The 20,775-nt window shown below is 59.6% G+C and carries 15 protein-coding genes; 5 read left to right on the forward strand and 10 right to left on the reverse strand.

Annotation, left to right across the window (positions count from 1 at the left end; genetic code table 11):
- Positions 1 to 20 precede the first annotated feature (20 nt).
- The 8 genes from rpsA to mtnA form a co-directional block, all read right to left on the reverse strand.
- Positions 21 to 1,712: a 30S ribosomal protein S1 gene (gene rpsA, locus DFS28_RS16960; RefSeq protein WP_008148721.1), complete on the reverse strand. Its 1,692-nt coding sequence runs from the start codon at positions 1,710 to 1,712 to the stop codon at positions 21 to 23.
- Positions 1,713 to 1,832: 120 nt separating this feature from the next.
- Positions 1,833 to 2,522, reverse strand: a complete 690-nt coding sequence (gene cmk, locus DFS28_RS16965) for a (d)CMP kinase (RefSeq protein ID WP_008148720.1) — start codon at positions 2,520 to 2,522, stop codon at positions 1,833 to 1,835.
- On the reverse strand, positions 2,519 to 4,726 hold the full coding sequence (locus DFS28_RS16970) for a bifunctional prephenate dehydrogenase/3-phosphoshikimate 1-carboxyvinyltransferase (protein ID WP_256596889.1): 2,208 nt from the start codon (positions 4,724 to 4,726) through the stop codon (positions 2,519 to 2,521). The genes cmk and DFS28_RS16970 overlap by 4 nt, the downstream gene beginning before the upstream one ends.
- A gap of 28 nt (positions 4,727 to 4,754) precedes the next feature.
- On the reverse strand, positions 4,755 to 5,867 hold the full coding sequence (hisC, locus tag DFS28_RS16975; RefSeq protein WP_111450710.1) for a histidinol-phosphate transaminase: 1,113 nt from the start codon (positions 5,865 to 5,867) through the stop codon (positions 4,755 to 4,757).
- A 12-nt stretch (positions 5,868 to 5,879) separates the two neighbouring features.
- A complete protein-coding gene (gene pheA / locus DFS28_RS16980) occupies positions 5,880 to 6,974 on the reverse strand; it encodes a prephenate dehydratase (RefSeq protein WP_111450711.1) in 1,095 nt (364 codons plus the stop codon).
- Complete coding sequence (gene serC / locus DFS28_RS16985) at positions 6,974 to 8,059, reverse strand: 3-phosphoserine/phosphohydroxythreonine transaminase (RefSeq protein WP_111450712.1); 1,086 nt, start codon at positions 8,057 to 8,059, stop codon at positions 6,974 to 6,976. Before serC ends, pheA begins: the two co-directional genes overlap by 1 nt.
- Positions 8,060 to 8,297: 238 nt before the next feature.
- Positions 8,298 to 10,955 (reverse strand): DNA gyrase subunit A, encoded by a 2,658-nt coding sequence (gene gyrA / locus DFS28_RS16995; protein WP_111450713.1) that lies wholly within the window; start codon positions 10,953 to 10,955, stop codon positions 8,298 to 8,300.
- A gap of 432 nt (positions 10,956 to 11,387) precedes the next feature.
- On the reverse strand, positions 11,388 to 12,464 hold the full coding sequence (mtnA, locus tag DFS28_RS17000) for an S-methyl-5-thioribose-1-phosphate isomerase (RefSeq protein WP_111450714.1): 1,077 nt from the start codon (positions 12,462 to 12,464) through the stop codon (positions 11,388 to 11,390).
- A gap of 108 nt (positions 12,465 to 12,572) precedes the next feature.
- On the opposite strand from mtnA, the gene DFS28_RS17005 reads away from it, so the two are divergent.
- From DFS28_RS17005 to DFS28_RS17025, 5 genes are all read left to right on the forward strand, one after another.
- A complete protein-coding gene (locus DFS28_RS17005) occupies positions 12,573 to 13,907 on the forward strand; it encodes a TRZ/ATZ family hydrolase (RefSeq protein WP_111450715.1) in 1,335 nt (444 codons plus the stop codon).
- 57 nt (positions 13,908 to 13,964) lie between these two features.
- Positions 13,965 to 14,663, forward strand: a complete 699-nt coding sequence (ubiG, locus tag DFS28_RS17010) for a bifunctional 2-polyprenyl-6-hydroxyphenol methylase/3-demethylubiquinol 3-O-methyltransferase UbiG (protein ID WP_111450716.1) — start codon at positions 13,965 to 13,967, stop codon at positions 14,661 to 14,663.
- A gap of 4 nt (positions 14,664 to 14,667) precedes the next feature.
- Positions 14,668 to 15,339, forward strand: a complete 672-nt coding sequence (mupP, locus tag DFS28_RS17015; RefSeq protein WP_111450717.1) for an N-acetylmuramic acid 6-phosphate phosphatase MupP — start codon at positions 14,668 to 14,670, stop codon at positions 15,337 to 15,339.
- A gap of 210 nt (positions 15,340 to 15,549) precedes the next feature.
- Positions 15,550 to 16,290, forward strand: coding sequence for a YciK family oxidoreductase (locus DFS28_RS17020; RefSeq protein WP_074874751.1), 741 nt, complete (start codon positions 15,550 to 15,552; stop codon positions 16,288 to 16,290).
- A 373-nt stretch (positions 16,291 to 16,663) separates the two neighbouring features.
- Entirely contained in the window at positions 16,664 to 17,590 is a 927-nt protein-coding gene (locus DFS28_RS17025; protein ID WP_111450718.1) for a GGDEF domain-containing protein, read from the forward strand.
- A 46-nt stretch (positions 17,591 to 17,636) separates the two neighbouring features.
- Here DFS28_RS17025 and DFS28_RS17030 read toward each other — a convergent pair whose 3' ends face one another.
- Both DFS28_RS17030 and DFS28_RS17035 read right to left on the reverse strand, forming a co-directional pair.
- Positions 17,637 to 19,511, reverse strand: a complete 1,875-nt coding sequence (locus DFS28_RS17030) for an MFS transporter (RefSeq protein ID WP_111450719.1) — start codon at positions 19,509 to 19,511, stop codon at positions 17,637 to 17,639.
- A gap of 98 nt (positions 19,512 to 19,609) precedes the next feature.
- Complete coding sequence (locus DFS28_RS17035) at positions 19,610 to 20,761, reverse strand: TDT family transporter (RefSeq protein ID WP_111450720.1); 1,152 nt, start codon at positions 20,759 to 20,761, stop codon at positions 19,610 to 19,612.
- Positions 20,762 to 20,775 lie beyond the last annotated feature (14 nt).

Consider the following 20,775-nt stretch of genomic DNA (forward strand, 5'->3'; position numbering starts at 1 on the left):
TTTCTATGGTCTGACAGAACTTAGTTCTGTTTTTCCATTTGTGCACGCAACAGGTCGCCCAGAGTGGTAGGACCAGCAGCGATGCTATCCGAAGGCTTGTCTTTCAAGCTCTGGATTGCTTCTTTCTCTTCAGCATCGTCTTTCGACTTGATGGAGAGCTGGATTACGCGGCTCTTGCGGTCAACGCTGATGATCTTGGCTTCTACTTCCTGGCCTTCTTTCAGAACGTTGCGCGCGTCTTCAACGCGGTCACGGCTGATTTCGGAGGCTTTCAGAGTCGCTTCGATATCGTCGGCCAGAGTGATGATGGCGCCTTTAGCGTCAACTTCCTTCACGATGCCTTTAACGATTGCGCCTTTGTCGTTCTCTTGAACGTACTCGGAGAACGGATCGCTTTCCAGTTGCTTGATACCCAGGGAGATGCGCTCGCGCTCTGGGTCAACCGACAGGATAACGGTGTCCAGCTCGTCGCCCTTCTTGAAGCGGCGAACGGCTTCTTCGCCCACTTCGTTCCAGGAGATGTCGGACAGGTGAACCAGACCGTCGATGCCGCCGTCCAGACCAATGAAGATACCGAAATCGGTGATCGACTTGATGGTGCCGGAGATTTTATCGCCCTTGTTGAACTGGCCAGAGAAATCTTCCCATGGGTTAGATTTGCACTGCTTGATGCCGAGGGAGATACGACGACGCTCTTCGTCGATGTCCAGAACCATAACTTCCACTTCGTCGCCGACTTGTACGACTTTCGAAGGGTGGATGTTCTTGTTGGTCCAGTCCATTTCGGAAACGTGTACCAGGCCTTCAACGCCTTCTTCCAGCTCAGCGAAGCAGCCGTAGTCGGTCAGGTTGGTTACACGAGCGGTAACGCGAGTGCTTTCTGGGTAACGGGCTTTGATAGCAACCCATGGATCTTCGCCCAGTTGCTTGAGGCCCAGGGAAACACGATTGCGTTCGCGATCGTACTTCAGAACCTTGACATCGATCTCGTCGCCAACGTTGACGATTTCGGAAGGATGCTTGATACGCTTCCAAGCCATGTCGGTAATGTGCAGCAGGCCATCGACGCCACCCAGATCGACGAATGCGCCGTAATCGGTGAGGTTTTTGACGATACCTTTGACTTGTTGGCCTTCCTGCAGGGATTCCAGCAGAGCTTCACGCTCAGCGGAGTTCTCGGCTTCGAGGACGCTACGACGGGAAACGACAACGTTGTTGCGTTTCTGGTCAAGCTTGATGACCTTGAATTCCAGCTCTTTGCCTTCCAGGTGCGTGGTGTCGCGCACAGGACGGACGTCAACCAGAGAACCTGGCAGGAACGCACGGATGCCGTTAACGTCGACAGTGAAGCCGCCTTTAACCTTACCGTTGATAACGCCCTTGACCACTTCTTCGGCTGCGAAGGCTGCTTCCAGAACAATCCAGCATTCAGCGCGCTTGGCTTTTTCACGGGACAGCTTGGTTTCACCAAAGCCGTCTTCAACCGAGTCCAGAGCAACGTGAACTTCGTCACCGACGTTGATAGTCAGTTCGCCAGCATCGTTGTAGAACTGCTCAAGCGGGATGAGTGCTTCAGACTTCAGGCCAGCGTGAACGGTTACCCAGCGAGCTTGGTAATCGATATCAACGATAACACCGGTGATGATGGAGCCTGCCTGAAGGTTCAGGGTTTTTAGGCTTTCTTCAAAGAGTTCCGCAAAGCTTTCGCTCATTTTAATTCCTGTTGAATAAGGGCGAAGGATACGCCCATCTCCACATCCCAGACGACGTGGGTTATGTTCATTTGAAGAAGCGACGCAGGACTATGACTGGTCCCCTGAGTCGCTTCTTGGTCACCCGGCGATATCGCGAATGGCGATCTCGCTCATGATGCGTTCCAGCACCTGATCGATGGATAATTCCGTGGAATCCAGCTGTATGGCGTCAGCCGCCGGTTTGAGCGGGGCTACCGCTCGCTGGGTGTCACGCTCATCGCGGACACGTATCTCATCTAGCAGACTCGACAGACTAACACCATCGACTTTGCCCTTCAACTGCAAGTATCGACGGCGCGCACGCTCCTCGGCACTGGCAGTGAGGAATATCTTCAGCGGAGCATCCGGAAAAACCACCGTGCCCATGTCGCGACCATCGGCCACCAGACCCGGAGCCTCCTGAAACGCCCGCTGGCGCTGGAGCAGCGCATCACGCACCGCCGGCAGTGCAGCGACCTGGGAAGCCCAGGCGCCGACTTGTTCGTTGCGCAAATCATCAGTGACATCGTCACCTTCGAGAATGATCCGCTGCGGATGACCTTCGGTCGCACCGACGAATTGCACGTCCAGATGAGCGGCCAGCAGCTTCAGCGACTCTTCATTGGTCAGATCGACGCCATGATTACGCGCGGCGAATGCCAGCAGACGGTACAGCGCACCGGAATCCAGCAGGCACCAGCCCAGGCGTTTGGCCAGAATCCCGGCAATAGTGCCTTTGCCCGAACCGCTTGGGCCGTCGATGGTGATGACCGGTGGCTTGATAATCACGACTGAGCCTCTTGTGCAACACGGATACCGACCTGCGCGCACAGCGCGAGGAAGTTCGGGAACGACGTCGCGACGTTGGCGCAATCATGGATGCGGATCGGTGCAGTGGCGCGTAGCGAAGCCACGCTGAAGGCCATGGCAATCCGGTGATCGCCGTGACCGTGCACTTCGCCGCCGCCGATCTGGCCGCCGTCGATGATGATGCCGTCCGGGGTCGGTTCGCATTTGACGCCAAGCGCCAGCAAGCCATCTGCCATGACCTGAATCCGGTCCGACTCTTTAACCCGCAGCTCTTCGGCGCCACGCAGGATGGTGCGCCCTTCGGCACAGGCCGCGGCCACGAACAGCACCGGGAATTCGTCGATGGCCAGCGGCACCAGCGCTTCGGGAATCTCGATACCTTTGAGTTTAGCTGCACGTACGCGCAAATCCGCAACCGGCTCACCGCCGACTTCACGTTGGTTTTCCAGGGTGATGTCAGCGCCCATCAGACGCAGAATATCGATCACACCGGTACGGGTCGGGTTGATGCCGACGTGCTCAAGCACCAGCTCCGAACCTTCGGCGATCGACGCGGCCACCAGGAAGAACGCCGACGACGAGATGTCGCCCGGCACTTCAATATGGGTCGCGGTCAGCTTGTGGCCGGACTCGACCGAAGCGGTCGCACCGTTGACGGTGACCGGGTAGCCGAAGCCACGCAGCATGCGCTCGGTGTGATCACGGGTTGGCGCCGGCTCGGTGACGGTGGTCTTGCCTTCGGCGTACAAACCCGCCAGCAGCAGACAGGATTTAACCTGAGCACTGGCCATCGGCATGGTGTAGGTCAGACCTTTGAGCTTGTTGCCGCCACGAATGGTCATCGGCGGGCGACCTTCAGCAGCGGTCTCGATCACAGCGCCCATTTCACGCAGCGGATTGGCCACGCGATTCATCGGACGCTTGGACAGCGAAGCGTCGCCCGTCAGCGTGCTGTCGAAGTTCTGCGCAGCCAACAGGCCAGACAGCAGACGCATCGAAGTGCCGGAGTTGCCCAGATAGATCGGGCCCGGCGCAGGCTTCAAGCCATGCAGGCCGACGCCGTGAATGGTCACGCGACCGTGGTGCGGACCTTCGATCACGACGCCCATGTCGCGGAAGGCCTGCAAGGTTGCCAGGGCATCTTCGCCCTCGAGGAAACCTTCCACCTCGGTAACGCCTTCAGCCAGGGAGCCAAGCATGATCGAACGGTGGGAAATCGATTTGTCGCCCGGTACTCGAATCCGCCCAGTCAGGCGGCCACCAGGTTGTGCCAGGAAAATCAGGTCGTTGGAATTCATAGCGTCCACATAAGCCCGGCGGGCCAGGATTTTACTGAAATGTTCGCGGGCAACCCGGGCGCGAGTGAACACGCCCAACAATTGGTGCCCATCCCCTGCATCGACCGCGTCGCGCAAAGCGTCGAGGTCGCTGCGAAATGTATCGAGTGTGCGCAGGACAGCTTCGCGGTTGGCGAGGAAGATGTCGTGCCACATGACCGGGTCGCTACCCGCGATTCTTGTGAAATCGCGGAAACCGCCCGCAGCGTAACGGAAGATCTCAAGGTTTTCATTGCGCTTGGCCAACGAATCGACCAAACCGAACGCCAACAAGTGCGGCAAATGGCTGGTCGCCGCCAACACTTCGTCATGACGCTCGACCTGCATGTGCTCGACATCGGCACCCAATTCGCGCCACAACCGGTCGACCACTGCCAGCGCTGCCGGATCAGTTTGATCCAGCGGCGTCAGAATCACTTTATGGCGACGGAACAGCTCTGAGTTAGAGGCTTCCACCCCGCTCTGCTCGGAACCGGCAATCGGGTGACCCGGCACGAAACGCGACGGCATGCCGCCAAACGCCTCGGTTGCCGCCCGCACCACATTGCCTTTGGCGCTGCCGACGTCGGTCAGAATCGCTTGCCCCAGGTCCATACTGGCCAATCGGCCGAGCATTTTTTCCATGGCGAGGATCGGCACGGCCAGCTGAATCACGTCGGCGCCCTGACAAGCAACGGCCAGGTCTTCTTCACAGCGATCCACCACACCCAACTCGACCGCGAGTTTGCGCGACTGCGGGTCGAGATCGACCCCGACCACTTCGCGACACAGGCCGCTTTCACGCAAACCCTTGGCAAACGAACCGCCGATCAGCCCCAGACCGACCACCACCAGGCGACCGATCATAGGTTCAGCAGATTGCAGTGCAGTGACATCAACCACGAGCCAGAACCTTGGTCAGCGCTTCAAGGAAGCGGCTGTTTTCCGCCGGCAGACCGATGGTGATGCGCAAGTGATTCGGCATGCCGTAATTGGCCACCGGACGCACGATCACGCCTTCGCGCAGCAAGCCCTGGAAGACCGGAGCCGCAACACGGCCCAGATCGACGCAGATGAAGTTGCCCTTGGACGCAATCCAGCTCAACCCCAGCTCACGGAAACCCGCTTCCAGCTGCTGCATGCCGGATTCGTTCAGGCGACGGCTTTCGGCCAGGTATTCGGCGTCTTGCAGCGCAGCGCATGCAGCGGCCAAGGCCAGGCTGTTGACGTTGAACGGCTGACGCACGCGGTTCAGCACATCGGCGACCACAGCGGTGGACAAGCCATAGCCGACCCGCAATGCCGCCAAGCCATAAGCCTTGGAAAATGTGCGCGACACCAGCAGGTTCGGATAAGCCGCCAGGAAGTCCAGGCCATCCGGCAAATCGCTGCCTTCGGCGTATTCGATGTAGGCCTCGTCCAGCACCACCAGCACGTGTTCCGGAACGTCCTGCAGGAATTCGTCCAGCGCTTCAGCGCCGAACCAGGTTCCGGTCGGGTTGTTCGGGTTGGCGATGAACACCACGCGGGTATCGGCATCGATCGCGGCCAGCATGGCCGGCAGATCGTGACCCCAGTCTTTGGCCGGGATCACTTTGGCTTGGGCGCCGACGGCCTGGGTGACGATCGGATAGACCGCAAATGCGTGCTCGCTGAACACCGCGTTCAGACCCGGCGCCAGATAGGCACGGGCGACCAGTTCCAGAATATCGTTGGAACCGTTGCCCAGCGTCACCTGATTGAGCTCGACGCGGCATCGATCCGCCAGCAGGGTCTTGAGCGCAAAACCGTTGCCGTCCGGATAGCGGGTCAGCTCGGCCAATGCTTCGTGAATCGCTGCCAAAGCCTTGGGACTGGCGCCCAACGGGTTTTCGTTGCTGGCCAGTTTGACGATGCTGGCCGGATCGATGTCCAGCTCGCGCGCCAGTTCGTCCACGGGCTTGCCCGGAACGTAAGGCGAAAGTTGTTGCACGCCCGGCTGTGCCAGAGCGAGGAAGTCACCACTCATTTGCTACCGCCCTTAGAGAACTGCTTTCGGGTAGGAACCCAGCACTTTGAGTGCCACTGCTTCCTGACTGATCTTTTCCAGCACACCTTTGACCAGTGGGTCGCGGTGGTGGCCGACGAAGTCGATGAAGAATACGTAGGTCCATTTACCGCTGCGCGAGGGACGCGTCTCGATTCGCGTCAGGTCGATGCCGTTGTCGTGGAACGGCACCAGCAACTCGTGAAGCGCGCCGGGCTTGTTGCTCATGGAGACGATGATCGAGGTCTTGTCGTCGCCGGTCGGCGGTACTTCCTGGCTGCCGATGATCAGGAATCGCGTGGAGTTGTCCGGGCGATCCTCGATTTTCTCGGCCAGACGGGTCAGCCCGTACAAGCCTGCGGCCATGTCGCCGGCAATCGCTGCCGAGTTCCACTCCCCCTTGACCCGCTTGGCCGCTTCGGCGTTGCTGGACACCGCCACGCGCTCGACATTCGGGTAATGCGCGTCCAGCCACTTGCGGCACTGGGCCAGGGACTGGGCGTGGGAATAGATGCGGCTGATGCTGTCGGTCTTGGTGTTTTCACCGACCAACAGGTGGTGGTGAATCCGCAGCTCGACTTCGCCACAGATCACCATGTCGTGTTCAAGGAAGCTGTCGAGGGTGTGGTTGACCGCGCCCTCAGTGGAGTTTTCCACCGGGACCACGCCAAAATTCACCGCACCGGCTGCCACTTCACGGAACACTTCGTCAATCGCCGCCATCGGCTTGCTGATCACGGCGTGACCGAAGTGCTTCATGGCTGCGGCTTGGGTGAACGTGCCTTCAGGGCCGAGGTAAGCCACTTTCAGCGGCTGCTCGAGGGCCAGGCACGAGGACATGATTTCGCGGAACAGCCGCGCCATCTCTTCGTTGCCCAGCGGCCCCTGGTTACGCTCCATAACGCGCTTGAGCACCTGAGCTTCACGCTCAGGACGATAGAACACCGGCACTTCGCCTTCGGCCAGCGAGGCCATCTTTACTCGCGCAACTTCCTGGGCGCAGCGTGCGCGCTCACTGATCAGCTCCAGGACTTTCTCGTCCAGGGCATCAATGCGCAGGCGCAGTGCCTTGAGTTCTTGCTCAGACATTAGCCGTGTTCCTTCTCGAACTCTGCCATGTACGAAATCAGTGCGTTGACCGCAACGATGTCGACGGCGTTATAGATGGAGGCACGCATGCCACCCACGGAACGGTGACCCTTGAGGTTCAACAGGCCACGCGCTTCGGCACCGGCCAGAAATGGCTTGTCGAGACGGTCGTCAGCCAGGCGGAACGGCACGTTCATCCACGAGCGATCCGACTTGTTGATCGGGTTGCTGTACAAGCCGCTGGCGTCGATGAAGTCGTACAGCGTGCGCTGTTTCACTTCGTTGAGCTTGCCGATGGCTTCAACACCACCCTGCTCTTTCAGCCACTCGAATACCAGACCCGAGAGATACCAGGCCAGGGTTGGCGGGGTGTTGTACATCGAGCCGTTGTCGGCCGCGACCTTGTAGTTGAGCATGGTCGGGCACAGGGAACGGGCGTGACCCAGCAGGTCTTCGCGAACGATGTTGACGACGATGCCGCTCGGGCCGATGTTCTTCTGCGCGCCGGCGTAGATCATGCCGAAGCGCGAAACATCGATCGGACGCGAGAGAATGTCGGACGACATGTCGGCGACCAGCGGAACGTCACCGGTGTCCGGAACCCAGTTGAATTCCAGGCCACCGATGGTTTCGTTCGGTGCGTAGTGAACGTAGGCCGCATCTTTCGACAGGTTCCATTCGTTCTGACCGGGAATAGCGAAATAGTCGTAAGGCTTGGCGGTAGCGGCAACGTTGACATTTCCGTAGCGCGAAGCTTCTTCGATGGCTTTCTGCGACCAGATACCGGTGTCGATATAGTCGGCGGTGCCGCTTTCCGGCAACAGGTTCAGAGGAATCTGAGCAAATTGCTGGCTGGCGCCACCTTGCAGAAACAGCACTTTATAGTTCGAGGGGATATTCAGCAGATCACGCAGATCCTGCTCGGCCTTGGTGGCGATGGACACGAACTCATCACTGCGATGGCTCATTTCCATGACCGACAGACCCTTGCCGTGCCAATCAAGGAGTTCACCCTGGGCGCGCTGCAGGACAGCTTCGGGAAGTGCCGCAGGACCGGCACAGAAGTTATAGGCTCTCTTGCTCACATCCAATCTCGCTCTGATTTGGTGGTAATCACGCAATAAATCACAACATCAATCGCCACGAAACTCATGTGGGAGCGGGCTTGCTCGCGAAAGCGGTGTATCAGGCGACATCAGTACCGAATGTCAGTCCGTCTTCGCGAGCAAGCCCGCTCCCACATTTGATCTTCGTGGGTGTCGAAATATTCTCAAGGGACAAACAACAAGGGGGCGAATTCTCATCCGCCCCCTGTCTGTCCGCTTATTCCTGCGGTTCTTCGTCGGCTGCGGCGTCGAGTTGCTGGTCTTCGACAACGTCGTCGATTACGACTTCGCCGTCGAACACTGCACCCTCTTCACCTTCTTCCAGCTCTTCGCCTTCGACTTCCGACGGCTCCTGAACCCGCTCCAGACCTACCAGCGTTTCATCGCTGGCCAGCTTGATGAGGGTCACGCCCTGGGTATTACGACCCAGACTGGAGACTTCGTCGACACGAGTACGCACCAGGGTGCCCTGGTCGGAGATCAGCATGATTTCCTCGCCATCGAGCACCTGGACTGCACCGACCAGACGGCCGTTACGGTCGTTGCTGACCATGGCGATAACGCCCTGACCGCCACGTTTGTACTCTGGGAACTCGGTGATCGCCGTGCGCTTGCCGAAACCACGGGCCGAAGCGGTGAGGATCTGGCTGCCTTCTTCCGGGATCAGCATGGAAATCAGCTTCTGGCCTTCCGGCAGACGCATGCCGCGGACACCGCGAGCGGTACGGCCCATGGCGCGAACGTCGGTTTCCTTGAAGCGAGTGACCTTGCCGCCGTCGGAGAACAGCATGACTTCGCGACTGCCATCGGTAATGGAAGCAGAAATCAGCACATCGCCTTCATCCAGCTCCAGCGCGATCAGACCGACGCTGCGTTGACGGCTGAAGGATTCCAGCGGGGTCTTCTTCACGGTGCCTTTGGCAGTGGCCATGAAGATGAAGTGACCTTCGGTGTATTCGTCGACCGGCAGCATGGTGGTGATGTATTCATCACTGTCCAGCGGCAGCAGGTTGACCAGCGGACGACCACGGGCAGCGCGGGACGCTTCCGGGATTTCGTAGGTTTTCAGCCAGTACACTTTACCTTTGCTGGAGAACAGCAGCAGCGTGGTGTGGCTGTTGGCAACCAGCAGGTGAGCGATGTAGTCCTCATCCTTGACGCCGGTAGCCGATTTGCCTTTACCGCCACGACGCTGAGCCTGGTACGCAGCCAATGGCTGGGTCTTGGCGTAGCCACCGTGGGAAATGGTCACGACGCGCTCTTCTTCCGGGATCATGTCACCCAGGGTCAGGTCGAGACGGGCATCGAGAATCTCGGTGCGGCGCACGTCGCCGTATTCGGCGCGGATCACTTCCAGCTCTTCGCGGATCACTTCCATCAGGCGCGTGGCGCTGCTGAGGATGCGGATCAGTTCGCCGATCTGGTTGAGGATCTCTTGATACTCGGCCAGCAGCTTTTCGTGTTCCAGACCGGTCAGGCGGTGCAGACGCAGTTCCAGAATGGCTTGCGCCTGTTCCGGCGACAGGAAGTACTTGCCTTCGCGCAAACCGTATTGCGGGTCCAGGGTCTCTGGACGGCACGAATCGGCACCGGCACGCTCAACCATCGCGACCACGGCGGAGGATTCCCACGCCGTCTTGATCAGCGCTTCCTTGGCTTCCGACGGCGTTGGCGAGGCTTTGATCAGGGCGATGACCGGGTCGATGTTCGACAGGGCAACCGCTTGACCTTCCAGAATGTGGCCACGTTCGCGGGCTTTACGCAGTTCGAACACGGTACGGCGGGTAACGACTTCGCGACGGTGACGAACGAAGGCTTCCAGCAGGTCCTTGAGGTTCAGGATCCGCGGACGGCCGTCGATCAGCGCGACGATGTTGATACCGAACACCGCTTGCAGCTGGGTCTGGGCGTAGAGGTTGTTGAGAATCACCTCAGGCACTTCGCCGCGACGCAGCTCGATCACGACGCGCATACCGTCCTTGTCGGACTCGTCGCGCAGTTCGGTGATGCCTTCGAGCTTCTTCTCTTTTACCAGCTCGGCGATCTTCTCGATCAGACGGGCCTTGTTCAGCTGGTAAGGGAGTTCGGTGATGACGATCTGCTGACGGCCACCGACCTTGTCGATGTCTTCGATTATCGAGCGGGCGCGCATGTAAATGCGGCCACGACCGGTGCGGTAGGCTTCGATGATGCCGGCGCGACCGTTGATGATCGCAGCGGTCGGGAAGTCCGGACCAGGGATGTATTGCATCAGCTCATCGATGGTCAACTCAGGGTTGTCGATGAGCGCCAGGCAACCGTCGATGACTTCACCGAGGTTGTGCGGCGGGATGTTGGTCGCCATGCCCACGGCGATACCGCTGGAGCCGTTGACCAACAGGTTGGGAATACGGGTCGGCATGACCGCCGGGATCATTTCGGTGCCGTCGTAGTTCGGCACCCAGTCCACGGTTTCTTTGTGCAGGTCAGCCAGCAGCTCGTGCGCCAGCTTGGTCATGCGCACTTCGGTGTATCGCATGGCGGCGGCGTTGTCGCCGTCCACGGAACCGAAGTTGCCCTGACCGTCTACCAGCAGGTAACGCAGCGAGAATGGCTGCGCCATCCGAACGATGGTGTCGTACACCGCGGTATCACCGTGAGGGTGATACTTACCGATCACGTCACCGACAACACGGGCAGATTTCTTGTACGGCTTGTTGAAGTCGTTGCCCAGCTCGCTCATCGCGAACAGCACACGCCGGTGCACGGGCTTCAAGCCATCGCGCGCATCCGGCAGTGCCCGCCCGACAATTACGCTCATCGCGTAGTCGAGGTAGGACTGCTTCAGCTCGTCTTCGATATTGACCGGGAGGATTTCTTTGGCCAGTTCGCCCATGAGAAGCCTGATTCCTTTTTCTGGTGAAACTTCGTCACATCCATATGGGACGAACGAAGCTCGCCGCTGCAGGCTGAGTGCCATGCACCGACTTACGACAAATCAACGAGTTATGCCATGGATCTGCGCAGTAAAGGCAGCCACATCGGGCTACCTTGGAAACCGCCGGATGTTATCACAAGAGCCGCCACGCACCTATCCCCCTGATGCGCATGGAGTGTAGTTAGTTGACCGGTGACAGGCTGAAAGGGGACGAGAGAGGCTTAGAGGCTTTTTGATTGAAGAATTTCGAAGTGAATAGGGTTGTTTGGTGGCTGTGAGGGCCTCTTCGCGAGCAAGCCCGCTCCCACACTCGACCGTGTCTAACTTGAGAAATCGGTCAAATGTGGGAGCGGGCTTGCTCGCGAAGGCGATTTATCAGGCGCCAGAAATCTAATGCAGACGCTTGCGGCACATCAACTGCGCCATTTTCGCGGTGTCCGGGCGCTCGACGATGCCTTTTTCGGTGATGATCGCATCGATCAAGTCAGCCGGGGTCACGTCGAACACCGGGTTGAACGCATCGACATCCGCCCCGACCCGCTTGCCGCCGACTTCCAGCAACTCGCGACCATCGCGCTCTTCAATCGGAATGTCATCACCGCTGGCCAGGTTCATGTCGATGGTCGAACTCGGCGCCACCACCATGAAGCGCACGCCGTGGTGCATGGCGTTCACCGCCAGCTGATAGGTGCCGATCTTGTTGGCCACGTCGCCATTGGCGGTGATCCGGTCAGCGCCGACGATCACCCAGGTAATGCCCTTGGTCTTCATGATGTGGGCGGCGGCGGAGTCGGCATTGAGTGTGACGGGGATGCCTTCGTTGGACAGTTCCCATGCGGTCAATCGCGAACCTTGCAGCCATGGACGGGTTTCGTTGGCGTAGACGCGTTCGACCATACCCTCTATGAACGCGCCACGAATGACACCAAGCGCCGTGCCAAAGCCGCCGGTGGCCAGTGCGCCGGTGTTGCAGTGAGTCAGGATCGCCTGGGCGTTGCCCTGGTGCTTGCGGATCAGGTCCACGCCCAGTTGCGCCATGGTCAGGTTGGCTTCGCGATCACTCTCATGAATGGCGATAGCCTCCGCCTCCAGCACCGCTATCGGATCGGCGTGATCCTTCAGACGTTCAAGCCGGTCGCGCATGCGGCCCAGGGCCCAGAACAGGTTGACCGCGGTCGGACGGGAATCGGCCAGCAGCGCGAAATCCTCTTCCAGCGCCGCTTGCCAGTCACCGCCCTCGGCAAACCGCGCGCGGGCCGCCAGCACAACGCCATAGGCGGTACTGATGCCAATCGCCGGCGCGCCGCGCACCACCATCGAACGAATGGCCTCGGCCACGCCAGCAGCGCTGGTGTAGGCGATCCAGGTTTCCTCGAACGGCAAAATACGCTGATCCAGCAGGTAAAGGGCGCCATCACGCCAATCGATGGCCTTTACTTTCTCCGCAGCCAACAGTCGATCGCGCATCCCTCACCCCGCACACATGAACAAAAGCCGTCGATTATAGCGATCCCCCCGCGAAGACGCTCGGGTATACTTCGCCATCCTTTACAAAAGCTCTGGAACCGATTCTCGATGCCGAACACTGCCGCTGCGCTCGACTTGCTATTGCTGCCGACCTGGCTGGTACCCGTCGAACCCGCTGGCGTTGTCCTCAAAGAGCACGCCCTGGGCATCCGCGACGGACGCATCGTATTCATCGGCCCACGCTCGGCTGCGCTGAAGCTTAACGCAATCGAAGTCCGCGAATTGCCGGACATGTTGCTCTGCCCCGGCTTGATCAATGCCCACGGTCATGCGGCGATGACGCTGTTCCGTGGCCTGGCCGATGATCTGCCCCTGATGGCCTGGCTGGAAAACCACATCTGGCCGGCCGAAGCCAAGTGGGTCGATGAAGCTTTCGTACGTGACGGCACTGACCTGGCGATCGCCGAGCAGATCAAAGGTGGCATCACCTGCTTCTCTGACATGTATTTCTTCCCGAAGGTTGCCAGCGAGCGCGTCCATAACAGCGGCATCCGTGCGCAAATCGCCATTCCGATCCTCGATTTCCCGATCCCGGGTGCCAGCACGGCGGATGAAGCCATTCGTCAGGGCGTCGAACTGTTCAACGATCTCAAGCACCACGAGCGTATCAAAGTCACCTTCGGCCCCCATGCACCCTACACCGTGGGCGACGAGAACCTGGAAAAAATCCGGGTGATCACCGAAGAGTTGGACGCCTCGATCCATATGCACGTGCATGAAACGGCTTATGAAGTGCAGCAGTCCGTCGAGCAGCGCGGCGAGCGCCCGTTGGCCCGCCTTGGGCGCCTGGGCTTGCTGGGGCCGCGCTTTCAGGCCGTCCACATGACTCAGATCAGCGATGAAGACCTGGTGTTGCTGGTAGAAAGTAACACCAACGTGATTCATTGCCCGGAGTCGAACCTGAAGCTGGCCAGCGGGTTCTGCCCGGTGGAGCGCTTATGGCAGGCTGGCGTCAATGTGGCGGTCGGCACCGATGGCTCGGCCAGCAACAATGACCTGGACTTACTCGGCGAAACCCGCACCGCCGCCTTATTGGCCAAAGCCGTCGCCGGCTCGGCCACCGCGCTGGATGCCCATCGCGCCCTGCGCATGGCCACGCTCAATGGCGCCCGCGCGCTGGGCATTGAATCCGAAACGGGATCGCTGGAAGTCGGCAAAGCGGCAGACATCGTCGCGTTCGACCTCTCCGGCCTGGCGCAGCAACCGGTCTACGACCCGGTTTCGCAGCTTATATATGCCACCGGCCGTGATTGCGTGAAACACCTTTGGGTCGCCGGCAAGCAACTGCTCGACGACCGCCGCCTGACTCGTCTGGACGAAGAACAACTCTGCGTCACCGCCAAGGCGTGGGGCCAGCGCATCAGCGGCCATACCGAATCGTAAGCACCCCGGACTTACCACCGGGGCAACAGGATTTTTCAAGTTTTAGAGGACTTAACCATGAGCAACGTCGACTACGCCGAAATCGCCAAATTCGAAGCCCTGGCCCATCGCTGGTGGGACCGCGAAAGCGAGTTCAAACCGCTGCACGACATCAACCCGCTGCGGGTCAACTGGATTGACGAACGGGTCAACCTGGCCGGCAAGAAAGTCCTCGATATCGGTTGCGGCGGCGGCATTCTCAGCGAAGCCATGGCCCAGCGCGGCGCTACCGTCTTGGGTATCGACATGGGCGAAGCGCCGCTGGCGGTCGCGCAACTGCATCAACTGGAATCCGGCGTGAGCGTCGAATACCGGCAGATCACCGCCGAAGCGCTGGCTGAAGAAATGCCCGAGCAGTTCGACGTGGTCACGTGCCTGGAAATGCTCGAGCACGTGCCGGACCCGTCCTCGGTGATCCGCGCTTGCTTCCGTATGGTCAAGCCCGGTGGCCAGGTGTTCTTCTCCACCATCAACCGCAACCCGAAGGCGTACCTGTTCGCCATCGTCGGCGCGGAATACATCATGAAGCTGCTGCCGCGCGGCACCCACGATTTCAAAAAATTCATCCGCCCGTCCGAGCTGGGTGCCTGGAGCCGCATGGCCGGCCTGACCGTCAAGGACATCATCGGCCTGACCTACAACCCGCTGACCAAGCACTACAAACTGGCCTCCGACGTGGACGTCAACTACATGATCCAGACCCTGCGCGAGGAGTAAGCCGATGCGTATCAGAGCAGTTCTTTTCGACATGGACGGCACCCTGCTCGACACCGCGCCGGACTTTATTGCGATCTGTCAGGCGATGCGCGCCGATCGCGGCTTGCCGCCGATGAACGACAAACACATTCGCGACGAGATCTCCGGCGGCGCCAAGGCGATGGTCGCGGTGACCTTCTCCATGGACCCGGAAACACCGGGTTTCGAGGAATTGCGCCTGGAGTTCCTCGAGCGTTACCTCGCCGGTTGCGCGGTTCACAGCAAACTCTTCGACGGCATGGGCGAACTGCTGGCCGACATCGAAAAGGCCAACCTGATCTGGGGCGTGGTCACCAACAAGCCGCTGCGGTTCGCCGAGCCGATCATGCAGCAGCTTGGCCTGGCCGAGCGCTCGGCGTTGTTGATCTGCCCGGACCATGTGAAGAACAGCAAACCGGACCCCGAGCCGTTGATCCTCGCGTGCAAGATGCTCGACCTCGATCCGGCCAGCGTGTTGTTTGTGGGTGATGACTTGCGCGATATCGAATCCGGTCGCGATGCCGGCACCAGAACGGCCGCGGTGACCTATGGCTACATTCATCCGGAGGATAACCCGCGGCATTGGGGCGCGGATGTGGTGGTCGATCATCCGCTGGAGTTGCGCAAGGTCCTTGATAGCGCGCTGTGTAGCTGCTGACCTGACTGGCTGCAAGATGCTTTTGTGGCGAGGGGATTTATCCCCGTTGGGCCGCGAAGCGGCCCCAAACCGGTCATTGCGGTGAGTCAGATATGCGGCATTCAATGATTTACGACTGCTGCGCAGCCGAACGGGGATAAATCCCCTCGCCACAGAAGCTCTCTCGCCACAAGTGCGATGCCTGCCTATTGAATTGTTGTGAGGTTTTTCATGTTTGATTATTCCGCCCGCCCAGAATTGCTCAAGGACCGGGTCATCCTGGTCACCGGCGCTGGCCGTGGCATCGGCGCTGCCGCCGCGAAAACCTTTGCCGCGCACGGCGCCACTGTGCTGTTGCTGGGCAAGACCGAAGCCAACCTGACCCAGGTCTACGACGAAATCGAAGCCGCCGGCCATCCACAGCCGGCCGTGATCCCGTTCAACCTGGAAACCGCCCTGCCCCATCAATACGATGAGCTGGCAGCGATGATCGAAACCGAATTCGGCCATCTCGACGGTTTGCTGCACAACGCGTCGATCATTGGCCCGCGTACGCCGATCGAGCAGCTGTCCGGCGAAAACTTCATGCGTGTCATGCAAGTCAACGTCAACGCCATGTTCATGCTCACCAGCACCCTGCTGCCGCTGCTCAAGCTGTCCCAGGACGCCTCGGTGGTGTTCACCTCCAGCAGCGTCGGCCGCAAGGGGCGTGCGTATTGGGGCGCTTACGGCGTGTCCAAGTTCGCCACCGAAGGCTTGATGCAAACCCTGGCTGACGAAGTCGACACCGTGGCACCGGTGCGCTCCAACAGCATCAACCCGGGCGCCACCCGCACCAGCATGCGCGCCCAGGCTTACCCGGGGGAAAATCCGCTGAACAACCCGACGCCCGAGGAGATCATGCCGGTCTACCTCTACCTGATGGGTCCGGACAGCACCGGCATCAATGGCCAGGCGTTCAACGCTCAGTAACGCCCGCGCGTCGCTTTTGTGCCGCGACGGCTTCCCGCCGCGGCATACAAATGCGTCGCAACCATCCCCATCACACGTCAACCAACTGTCACAAAACCCGGCAACACCCCTCATCAACAGCTTCAACTCTTTGATTTAAAACGTTTTTTATCCGACTGAACTGAATGGCACGACTTTCGCTCTAAATTTGCTCAGACACGCAGTGTGAAAGCAAACGGGCGGACGCCTGAGCCGACAGATTACTTATCGTCGGCAAAGCGGACTAAACTTGGGCCAAATGTCCTACGGGACTGATGGACCAGTATGACGCGCAGCCCAAAGCCGCTCTCACCCAGCCTGTAAGACAGCCTTACTGCTTAGGGGTGCACGCCATATGAAATCACCTTCCCAGACCAACGCAATTGACTTCGATAGCGCCAAATTGCAACGCCTGGGCTTTGGTCAGCAGCCTACCCTCATCGAGAGGCCCGTCAGCCTTTCGCAACTGCGCCAGCAACTCAGTCTGCAGCTGCAAACCAGTCTTGAGCCGCAACGCATTCTCGGGCTGTTCTTCCGTGAGATTCAGCGACTAGTACCGCTTGACGCCTTGACGTACGAGCATCCGGCCAGCGACTTGCGCCTGGAGTTCGGCCTGCGCGGCCATCACTCGATCAGCTACAGCCTCAGCCACGAAGGCGAGAATCTGGGCGAACTGGTATTCCGCCGCAATCAGCGTTTCAGTGAGCAGGAACAAGGCAATCTCGAGTCACTGCTGTCAGCATTGCTGTATCCGATGCGCAATGCCCTGCTCTACCGCGCCGCCACCCAAAGCGCCTTGCGCGATCCGCTGACGGGCACCGGCAACCGCATTGCCATGGATCAGACCCTGAAACGGGAAATCGAGATGTCGCGTCGACATCTGCAACCCTTGTCGCTGCTGATGCTGGACATCGACCACTTCAAACGCATCAACGACAACCACGGACACAGCGCCGGCGATGACGTGCTCAAGGCCGTTGCAGCCTCGATCAAAAACCAGTTGCGCAACGTGGACATGGTCTTCCGCTTTGGTGGCGAAGAGTTCCTGATCCTGCTGTCCAACACGAGTCGTGAGGCCGCAGCCATGGTTGGCGAACGGCTACGATTTGCAGTGCAGGCAGAGGATTATTTGGCCGATGGCCATGTGACCGAGCTGACGGTCAGCCTTGGCTGCTCGACGCTATTGCCCGGCGAATCTGCCGAAAGCCTGTTGCGACGGGCCGACAGTGCGTTGTATGTGGCCAAGCGCGAGGGACGTAACCGGTTGGCAATGGCGGGCTGAATGCCCGGAGCGGGCACGCTGGGTTAGCGGCCCGCCACGACAGGAATCAGCGTACTGCGCCGCGCAATTCCCCCACCATCCCTTGCAACCTGGCTGGCTCTGCCGCCTCAACCGACACCGCAGGACCTGCCACCAGCGTCACCCGTGACCACAACCGGCGAAACACGCCCTTTTGCGGATCGCGGCTGAAGAAACTCCCCCACAACCCCTGCAATGCCAACGGAATCACCGGCACCGGCGTCTCTTCGAGAATCCGCGTCAGCCCGCCCTTGAACTCGTTGATCTCGCCATCGGCAGTCAATTTGCCCTCCGGGAAGATGCAAACCAACTCGCCATCTTTCAGATACTGAGCAATGCGCGTGAAGGCTTTTTCGTAGATCTGAATGTCTTCCTGACGCCCGGCGATCGGAATGGTCCCGGCTGTGCGGAAGATGAAGTTCAGCACTGGCAAGTTGTAGATCTTGTAATACATCACAAAGCGAATCGGCCGACGCACCGCGCCGCCAATCAGCAAGGCGTCGACGAACGACACGTGATTGCACACCAGCAACGCCGCGCCTTCATCGGGAATCAGCTGCAGATTGCGATGCTCCACGCGGTACATGGAATGGCTGAGCAGCCAGATCATGAAGCGCATGCTGAACTCGGGGACGATGCTGAAGATGTAAGCGTTGACGCCGATGTTCAGCAGCGACACCACCAGGAACAGCTGCGGGATCGACAGCTTGACCATGCTCAGCAAGACGATCGAGACAATCGCCGAGACCACCATGAACAGCGCATTGAGAATATTGTTGGCGGCAATCACCCGCGCCCGCTCGTTCTCGGGGGTACGCGACTGAATCAACGCGTAGAGCGGCACGATGTAGAAACCGCCGAACACCCCAAGCCCCAGAATGTCGATCAGCACCAGCCAGGCATGGCCAAAACCCAGGACTTCGATCCAGCCATGGCCTGCAACGCTGTCCGGAATTCCACCGGAATGCCACCACAGCAGCAAACCAAACACGGTCAGACCGAAAGAGCCGAACGGCACCAGACCGATTTCGACTTTGCGGCCGGACAGTTTCTCGCAAAGCATCGAACCGAGTGCGATACCGACCGAGAACACCGTAAGAATCAGCGTCACCACGGTTTCGTCGCCGTGCATCCACTCCTTGGCATAGGCCGGGATCTGCGTCAGATAAATCGCCCCGACAAACCAGAACCACGAGTTGCCGACAATCGAGCGTGACACCGCCGGAGTCTGCCCCAAGCCCAGCTTCAACGTGGCCCAGGACTGGCTGAAAATGTTCCAGTTCAGGCGCATTTCCGGGGAGGCGGCCGCGGCCCGTGGAATGCTGCGGCTGGCCAGATAGCCGAGCACCGCAACACCGACGATCGCCGTGGAGACGATCGGCGCGTAATGACTGGAGGACATCATGATCCCGGCACCGATGGTCCCGGCGAGGATCGCCAGGAAGGTGCCCATTTCCACCAGACCGTTGCCACCCACCAGCTCTTCGTCACGCAAGGCCTGGGGCAGGATCGAGTATTTCACCGGCCCGAACAGCGCCGAGTGAGTGCCCATGGCAAACAGCGCCACCAGCATCAGCGACAGGTGATCGAACATGAAACCGACCGCGCCGACCGCCATGATGGCGATTTCCCCGAGCTTGATCAGACGAATCAGCGCGTCCTTGGCGAACTTCTCCCCGAACTGCCCGGCCAGTGCCGAGAACAGGAAGAACGGCAGGATGAACAACAGCGCACACAGGTTGACCCAAATCGAGCGGTCACCGTCGATCGTCAACTTGTAGAGAATGGCGAGAATCAGCGACTGCTTGAAGATGTTGTCGTTGAACGCCCCAAGCGACTGCGTGACGAAGAACGGCAGGAAGCGCCGGGTGCGAAGCAAGGTGAACTGTGAGGGGTGACTCATCTTCCATGTGTCCCTGATGTTGGGTAGAGAGTGGCGTGGATGCAGTTATTGGAATATCCAACGACGATCCAGGCCACACATTACCTAAACTTTGCAGGTTATTTGTTTAATCCTGCAATGCACGGTGAGACAAATAACTCGCCCCGCCAGGCGCCCTGCACTGTCCGTTTGGCGACGATCAGCCACATTACCGCCAGCAACACCACCAGCACGCAGCCGAAGGCACTGAAAAACGTCAGGATCAAGGTGCTGGCCAGTTTCAATGTCGCCAGGGAATAGACGCCCAACGGGAAGGTAAAACCCCACCAGCCGAGATTGAACGGAATACCGACGCGCAGGTAACGCAGGGTGATGAGCACCGCGATCAGCATCCACCACAGACCAAAGCCCCACAGGGTGATCCCGGCCACCAACCCCAGCCCGGCGGCGATTTCACCGATGCCCGGCAGACCGTTGGCCGCAAAGATCGCCGGCGCGTCGGCGCCCAGCAACAACATGCCCAGCGCCCCGGTGCCGATCGGCCCCAACGCCAGCCAACTGGAGGCGGCCATGTTTTCGTGGGGCAATTTATGCAACGCCATGCGCAGCAACAGAATGGTCAGAATGCTGAACGCCACCGGTAGGGAAAACGCCCAAAGCACGTAGCTGGTTACCAGCACCACCAGTTGCGAATGGGCATCGACCAGGTGCGGCGCCAGCAGACCACCGCTGGCGGCCGCCACTTCTGCCGCCACCACCGGCAACAGCCAGACGGCGGTCATCTGGTCGATGCTGTGCTCCTGACGGGTGAACATCAGGTAGGGAATCAGCACGCCGCACGCCACAGACATCGCCACATCCAGCCACCACAGCACCTCGGCGAGATGAATCACGCCCTCGCCCCAACGCGGCAGACCGAACACCAGGAAGCCATTAATGAGGGTCGCCAGGCCCATGGGGATCGTGCCGAAAAACATCGAGACCGTGGAGTGACCGAAAATCCGCCGCGCCTCATCGAAAAACAACGCCCAACGCGCCGCGTATAGCGCCGTGAACAAAACGAACAGCACGATATTGAACAGCCAAAGGGCTTCGGCAATTGCGTGCAAACCGGCATTGGCGCCAGGCAGCTGCGCCAACGCTAACGCCAGCACGCCGGTGCCCATGGTGGCGGCGAACCAGTTCGGCGTGAACTGGCGGATGACTTCACGCGGGTGCTGCAAATGACTGAAGGGTTTGAAACCGGCTGGGGCAGTGTTGGGGCATGTCATGGCAAACTCCTGTC

The sequence above is a fragment of the Pseudomonas sp. 478 genome, from assembly GCF_003254125.1.
Lineage (GTDB): Bacteria > Pseudomonadota > Gammaproteobacteria > Pseudomonadales > Pseudomonadaceae > Aquipseudomonas.

Bases quoted from the DNA above. Each gene is read 5' to 3' on its own strand.
- DFS28_RS17030 (WP_111450719.1), bottom strand. From the start codon at position 19,511: ATGAGTCACCCCTCACAGTTCACCTTGCTTCGCACCCGGCGCTTCCTG.
- DFS28_RS17020 (WP_074874751.1), top strand. From the start codon at position 15,550: ATGTTTGATTATTCCGCCCGCCCAGAATTGCTCAAGGACCGGGTCATC.
- gyrA (WP_111450713.1), bottom strand. From the start codon at position 10,955: ATGGGCGAACTGGCCAAAGAAATCCTCCCGGTCAATATCGAAGACGAG.
- DFS28_RS16970 (WP_256596889.1), bottom strand. From the start codon at position 4,726: ATGATCGGTCGCCTGGTGGTGGTCGGTCTGGGGCTGATCGGCGGTTCG.
- DFS28_RS17005 (WP_111450715.1), top strand. From the start codon at position 12,573: ATGCCGAACACTGCCGCTGCGCTCGACTTGCTATTGCTGCCGACCTGG.
- rpsA (WP_008148721.1), bottom strand. From the start codon at position 1,712: ATGAGCGAAAGCTTTGCGGAACTCTTTGAAGAAAGCCTAAAAACCCTG.
- DFS28_RS17035 (WP_111450720.1), bottom strand. From the start codon at position 20,761: ATGACATGCCCCAACACTGCCCCAGCCGGTTTCAAACCCTTCAGTCAT.
- ubiG (WP_111450716.1), top strand. From the start codon at position 13,965: ATGAGCAACGTCGACTACGCCGAAATCGCCAAATTCGAAGCCCTGGCC.
- hisC (WP_111450710.1), bottom strand. From the start codon at position 5,867: ATGAGTGGTGACTTCCTCGCTCTGGCACAGCCGGGCGTGCAACAACTT.
- DFS28_RS17025 (WP_111450718.1), top strand. From the start codon at position 16,664: ATGAAATCACCTTCCCAGACCAACGCAATTGACTTCGATAGCGCCAAA.
- mupP (WP_111450717.1), top strand. From the start codon at position 14,668: ATGCGTATCAGAGCAGTTCTTTTCGACATGGACGGCACCCTGCTCGAC.
- pheA (WP_111450711.1), bottom strand. From the start codon at position 6,974: ATGTCTGAGCAAGAACTCAAGGCACTGCGCCTGCGCATTGATGCCCTG.
- mtnA (WP_111450714.1), bottom strand. From the start codon at position 12,464: ATGCGCGATCGACTGTTGGCTGCGGAGAAAGTAAAGGCCATCGATTGG.